This window comes from Thermoanaerobaculia bacterium (assembly GCA_018057705.1).
Lineage (GTDB): Bacteria > Acidobacteriota > Thermoanaerobaculia > Multivoradales > JAGPDF01 > JAGPDF01.
Genome location: JAGPDF010000139.1, coordinates 1 through 6,102 on the forward strand (window position 1 = coordinate 1; position 6,102 = coordinate 6,102).

Sequence of the window (6,102 nt, forward strand, 5' to 3'; positions counted from 1 at the left end):
TATGTCCCCAGCGGCGTCCGGAGTGCCCGGCCGCCACTACGCCTCAGAACGCGTCGTCGGGGAACTCCATGAGCGTCTTGCTGCCGGCCATCAACGTCGCGAAGTGCCCACTGCTGCGCGGCAGCATGCGCTGCATGTAGAAGCGGGCGGTGGCGAGCTTGGTCTCGTAGAAGGCGACGTCGGTCTTGCCCTGGCGCTTGGCGAGCGCGATCTTCGCCATCCGCGCCCAGAGAAAGGCGAGCGCCGTGTAGCCGAAGAGGTGGAGATAGTCGGTCGCCGCGGCACCGGCCTCGTCCGGGTTCTTCATGCTCTCCTGCGCCAGCCAGGCGGTGGCGCGCTGCAGCCGCTCGAACGCCTTCGCCGTCGGCTCGACGAACTCCTTCATCTCGGCGTTGTCCGCCTCCGCGGTCAGGAATTCCTGCACCGGGTGGAAGAAGCGCCGCAGGTACCGGCCCATGTGCGCCGGGAGCTTCCTGCCGACGAGGTCGAGCGCCTGGATGCCGTTCGTCCCCTCGTAGATCTGGGTGATGCGGCAATCGCGCACCAGCTGCTCGACACCGTAGTCGACGCAGTAGCCGTAGCCACCGCAGACCTGCACGCCGTGGTTGGTCATCTCGAAGCCGAGATCGGTCTGGAACGCCTTGATTACCGGCGTGAGCAGCGATGCCAGATCGTCACCGACCTCGGCGCGCGCCGGATCCGGGTCGTTCTCGGCGTGGTCGATCTCGATCGCCGCCCAGGCGGTGAGCGCCCGCGCCCCTTCGGTGAAGGCGCGCATGGTGAGGAGCATCCGCCGGACGTCCGGATGTACGAGGATCGGATCGGCCTCCTGGTTCGGATACTTCGCGCCGGTGAGGGCGCGGCCCTGCAGGCGCTCGCGGGCGAACTTGACCGCCGCCTGGTAGGACGCCTCGGCGAGCGCCAGACCCTGGACGCCGACGTGCAGCCGCGCGCCGTTCATGAAGGTGAACATCCCCTTCATCCCCTTGTTCGGCTCGCCGACCAGGAAGCCCTCGGCGCCGTCGAAGTTGATGACGCACGTCGGCGACGCCTTGATCCCCATCTTGTGCTCGATGGCGCCGCAGGTGACGCCGTTCGGCACGAGCTTCCCGCCCTCCTCGCGCAGCTTCGGGATCACGAAGAGGCTGATCCCCTTGATTCCCGGAGGAGCATCCGGGAGGCGCGCCAGCACGAGATGCACGATGTTCTCGGTCAGGTCGTGGTCGCCGCCGGAGATGAAGATCTTGCTGCCGGAGAGCCGGTAGGCACCCTGGATCCCGGCCGCGGGATCGACCGGCACCGCCTTCATCCGCACCAGGCCGAGGTCGGTGCCGGCCTGAGGTTCGGTGAGGCACATCGTCGCCGACCAGTCGCCGTCGACCAGCTTGGGGATGAACCGCTCCTTGAGCTCGTCGGTGGCGTGCTGGTCGAGCGCCGAGTAGGCGCCGTTGGTGAGCGCCGTGACCATGGCGAACGACAGGTTCGAGGCGCACATCACCTCGGTGAGCAGGATGCTCGAGGCGTGCGGCAACCCCTGGCCGCCGTACTTCGTGCGCGCCACCACTCCTGTCCAGCCGCCCTCGCGGTACTTCTTGTAGGCGTCCGGGAAGCCCTTCGGAGTGCGCACCTTGCCGTCCTGGAAGGTGCAGCCCTCCTTGTCGCCGGTCTCGTTCAACGGCTGCAGCACGCCGTCGCAGAAGTTCGCCATCTCGGTGACGACGTCCATGATCAGCTCTTCGGTGGCCTCTTCGAAGCCGGGCAGACGGGCGAGACCGGCGCCGTCGAAGAGCTCGTAGTAGGCGAATCGCAGGTCACGCAGGGGAGCTTTGTAGTTGAGCACAGTCAGTTCCTCAACGGCTTTCCGGTTTCGAGCATCTGTTCGATCCGCGCGAGCGTCGCCGGTGTCTGGATGAGCGCGAGGAACGCCTGGCGCTCGAGCGTGTAGAGGTCGTCCTCCGAGAGCGTCGCCGTCGCGTCGGTGTCGCCGCCGGTGAGGACGGTCGCGAGGTGCCCCGAGACCACGACGTCGTGTGGCGTCGCCGCGCCGCTGGCGCGGAAGCCGGCAACCGCCATGTCGAGCGCGGCCTTGCCCGAGGGGCCGGGCAGGCTGATCGCGACCTCCTCCGGCGGCTTGTAGCCCGCCGCGACGAGCGCCAGCGCCTTCGCCTTGGCGTCGGCGAGCAGACGGTCGCGATTCATCGTGATGCCGTCGGTCGGACGCAGGAAGAGCGCCTCCCTGGCCTCCTCGGCCGAGGTTGCGACCTGCGCCATGCTGATCGTCTCGAACGCCTTGACCACGCCCGGCATCGGGCCGCCGGGGCGCTGGGGATTCGTTGCCCAGCGCGTCGTCATCTCCTTGCAGCCGCCCCAGCCCGGAATGACACCGACACCGACCTCGACGAGACCCATGTAGGTCTCGGCGTGCGCCTGCACAGCCGAGCAGTGCAGCAGGATCTCGCAACCGCCGCCGAGCGCCATGCCCGACGGGGCCCCCACGACCGGGAACGGGGCGTACTTCATCGCCTTGAAGACCTGCTGCCCCTCGTAGATCTGGGCCTCGATCGCCATCCAGAGCGCGATGTTGGCGGCGAAGAGGGCGATCCCGATGTTGGCGCCGACCGAGAAGTTCTCGCCCTCGTTCGAGATCACCAGTGCCTTCCAGGCCTTGCCGTCGATCATCCCCATGGCCTTGCGGAGCAGGCGCAGGATCCCCTCGTCGAGCGCGTTCATCTTGCTCGTGAACTCGAGGCAGAGGACGCCGTCGCCCAGGTCCCACAGAGAAGCCGATGAGTTCTTCGCCACCGGCTTCGACGCCAGCTTTACGTCAGCCAACAGCAACACGCCTTCGCCCCGCGGCACGTCGGAAAAAGAAGCTGCTGGTAAATGAAGGTTCAGTTGCTGCAATCTTCCGTTTTCGACGCGATAGAAGTTTCCCTCACCCACGCGAGAAAGAAGCGCCGGTACAGGCATCCCTTCCGCCGCCAGACGGCCCGCAAACCAGGCGGGTCCGATCTTGTCGAGCAGCTCGAACGGCCCCCACTTCCAGCTGAATCCGGTGCGCAGAGCTTCATCGATGGAATAGAGATCGTCGGAGATCTGCGGCGCGACCTCGAGCGCGTAGGAGAGCGTCGCCGAGATCATCTTCCAGCTGTATCGACCGCCTTTGTCGGCATGCTCGAGGATGGCCCGCGGTCCACCCCCTTTCCTCCCGCCTTTCGCGACTCCAATGCTCGCCAACCTTGCCTCGACCAGATCCCGGTACTCGCCCGTCTTGAGATCGATCGCCTGCTTGACCTTCTTGCCGTCGCGAGACTCCATGCGATAGAAGCCGCCCTTGCCTTTGCGGCCGGTGTAGCCCTCGGCGATCATCCTGTCGATGAACGGGCTGTCGACGTGCACCTTGCAGTAGAGGTCATCCTTGGGAAGCGTCGCGAGCAGAGACTTGGCGACGTGCGGGCCGAGGTCGATGCCGACCAGGTCGAGCAGGCCGAAGACGCCAGTCTTCGGGAAGCCGAACGCCTTGCCTGCGAGGGCGTCGACCTCCTCCACCGTCAGCCCGCCGTCGAACGCCTCGCGGATCGCGCTCTCGATCCAGAAGGTGCCGATGCGGTTGGCGATGAAGGCCGGGGTGTCCTTGCAGACGACGACGCTCTTGCCGAGCTGGATGTCGCAGAAGCGGCGGACGAGCGCCGTCGCCTCCGGGCGCGTATGCGGGCCGGAGACCAGCTCGAGCAGCCGCATGTAGCGCGGCGGATTGAAGAAGTGGGTGATCAGGAAGTCGCGCGCGAACGCCTCGGGCAGACCCTCCATCAGCTTCGCGAACGGGATCGTCGAGGTGTTGCTCGAGACGATCGAGCCCGCCTTGCGCACGCCGTCGACGGCGCGGAAGACCTTCTGCTTGATGTCGACGCGCTCGATCACCGCCTCGATGATCCAGTCGCAGTCGGCGAGCAGCGCCAGATCGTCTTCGAGATTGCCCGGGGTGATGAGCTTCGCCCGCGAGGCCGCCATGAGCGGCGACGGCTTGGTCTTCTTGAGCTTCTCGATCGCTCCGATGGCCAACGAGCTTCTCCCGCCGGGACCGTCCTGCGCGATGTCGAGCAGCACGACCGGGATGCCGGCGTTCGCGACATGCGCCGCGATGCCGGCGCCCATCACGCCCGAGCCGAGAACTCCGACCTTCTGAATGGCTCCTTTATTGGCGGTCATCGCTCGACCTCAGATCGCCTCGAGAATGGTGGCGATACCCTGGCCGCCGCCGATGCACTGCGTGGCGAGCGCGTAGCGCTTGCCTTCGCGGACGAGCAGCGCCGCCGCCTTGCCGGTGATGCGCGCGCCAGTAGCACCCAGAGGGTGCCCCAGTGCGATCGCTCCGCCGTCGATGTTGACCTTCGCGGGATCGAGGCCGAGCTCGTCGATGCAGGCGAGCGACTGCGCCGCGAACGCCTCGTTGAGCTCGACGATGTCGATGTCGGCGAGCTTCAAGCCGGCGCGCTCGAGCGCCTTCCTGGTCGAGAGGACCGGGCCGATGCCCATGATCTCGGGCGCGCAGCCCGAGATGGCGATCGACTTGATGCGCGCCAGCGGCTTCCACCCCTTGCGCTGGGCGTACTCCTCGGAGCAGACGACGGTCGCCGAAGCGCCGTCGGTGACCGGCGAGGAGGTCCCGGCGGTCACCGTGCCCTTGTCGTCGAAGGCGAGCTTCAGGTTGGCGAGGCCCTCGAGGGTCGTGTCGGGGCGCGGCGTGCCGTCGCGCGAGACCGTCCCGCCCTTCCCGGCGTCGATCGGCACGATCTCGGCGTCGAACTTGCCGGCCGCCTGGGCCGCGGCGGTCTTCTGCTGCGAGGCGAGAGCGAACTCCTCCTGCCGCTGGCGCGAGATCTTGTACTGGTTCGCCAGGTTCTCCGCCGTCTCGCCCATGCCGGCGAACGCCTGCGGGTAGCGCTTGAAGAGCGCCGGATTCGGCAGCGGATTGAAGCCGCCCATCGGCACCCGGGTCATCGACTCGACGCCGGCGCAGAGGAAGAGCTCGCCAGCGTTCATCTGGATCGCCCCGGCGGCCATGTGGATCGCCTGCATCGACGAGCCGCAGAAGCGGTTCATCGTCGCGCCGCCCACCGCGAGCGGCAGCTCGGCGAGAAAACCGATGATCCGCGCCACATTGAACCCCTGCTCCCCCTCCGGGAAGGCGCAGCCGACGAGGAGATCCTCGACTTCGTTCGGGTCAAGGCCGGTGCGCTCGACGAGGGCGCGCACCGTCTGCGCGGCGAGGTCGTCCGGCCGGACCCTGGCGAGCTCGCCCTTCTTGGCGAGCGTGAACGGCGATCGGGCATAGCCCGCGATGACGACGCTCTTCATGGCTTTCTCCCTTTCCTGGCTGGCTGCGCTGGCTTCACGGCCTTGGCGGCCTTGGATGACTGTGATGTTCTGGGGGGCCGGACCGACTCCGCCGGCGGCGACGACTTGGAGGTCTTGGGCGTCGGCGCCTTGCGGGCGCCGGCGGAGGTGGAGTGCAGCGCCTCGAGAGTGAGCTCCTCGATCTCGCGCAGCTCCTCGATCGTGAGCTCGAGATCCTGGCGCTGCGCCTCGAGCTCGGCGATGCGCTGCCGCGCGCCGGCGAGGAGGTGCTCGAGCTGCACCTTGTGCGTCGGGTCGGCGTCGTAGAGATCGAGGTACTTCTGCACCAGGGCGAGCGAAAAGCCGAGCCGCTTGCCGCGCAGGATGATCTGCAGCCGGCCACGGTCGCGGTGCGAGTAGACGCGGGTCGCGCCGGCCCGCTGCGGCTCGAGCAGCCCCTTGGCCTCGTAAAACCGGATCGCCCGCGGCGTCACGCCGAGCTCGTCCGCCAGCTCGGTGATCGAAAACAGACCGCCAGCCGTGTCGCCCGCGCCCGCCCCGCCCCCCCCGCCGATGCCCCCGCTCACGGCGCGGACCCTATAGCCACTTTACGTATACGTCAACCTGCTGCCCTTCAGGTCAAGTACTTGCCCAATAGGGCGTCCATCGGGGACGCGATCGAGTGAAATTGGGGACAGTCCCCAATTTCTCCAACTGCTGCAGCGACTCGACTTACAGAAACTGACAGAAATTGGGGACTGTCCC

The 6,102-nt window shown here is 67.3% G+C and carries 4 protein-coding genes; all 4 read right to left on the reverse strand.

The window, feature by feature from the left end:
• Positions 1–43: 43 nt before the first annotated feature.
• The 4 genes from KBI44_21035 to KBI44_21050 are packed head-to-tail and all read right to left on the reverse strand — an operon-like array spanning position 44 to position 5,858.
• A complete protein-coding gene (locus KBI44_21035; protein ID MBP9146970.1) occupies positions 44–1,840 on the reverse strand; it encodes an acyl-CoA dehydrogenase C-terminal domain-containing protein in 1,797 nt (598 codons plus the stop codon).
• A gap of 2 nt (positions 1,841–1,842) precedes the next feature.
• Positions 1,843–4,209, reverse strand: coding sequence for a 3-hydroxyacyl-CoA dehydrogenase/enoyl-CoA hydratase family protein (locus tag KBI44_21040; protein ID MBP9146971.1), 2,367 nt, complete (start codon positions 4,207–4,209; stop codon positions 1,843–1,845).
• A 9-nt stretch (positions 4,210–4,218) separates the two neighbouring features.
• On the reverse strand, positions 4,219–5,358 hold the full coding sequence (locus KBI44_21045) for a thiolase family protein (GenBank protein MBP9146972.1): 1,140 nt from the start codon (positions 5,356–5,358) through the stop codon (positions 4,219–4,221).
• On the reverse strand, positions 5,355–5,858 hold the full coding sequence (locus KBI44_21050) for a MerR family DNA-binding transcriptional regulator (GenBank protein MBP9146973.1): 504 nt from the start codon (positions 5,856–5,858) through the stop codon (positions 5,355–5,357). Before KBI44_21050 ends, KBI44_21045 begins: the two co-directional genes overlap by 4 nt.
• Positions 5,859–6,102: the final 244 nt, after the last annotated feature.

Excerpts from the sequence above, each read along its gene's own strand:
- KBI44_21040 (MBP9146971.1), bottom strand. The coding sequence starts at position 4,209 with ATGACCGCCAATAAAGGAGCCATTCAGAAGGTCGGAGTTCTCGGCTCG.
- KBI44_21045 (MBP9146972.1), bottom strand. The coding sequence starts at position 5,358 with ATGAAGAGCGTCGTCATCGCGGGCTATGCCCGATCGCCGTTCACGCTC.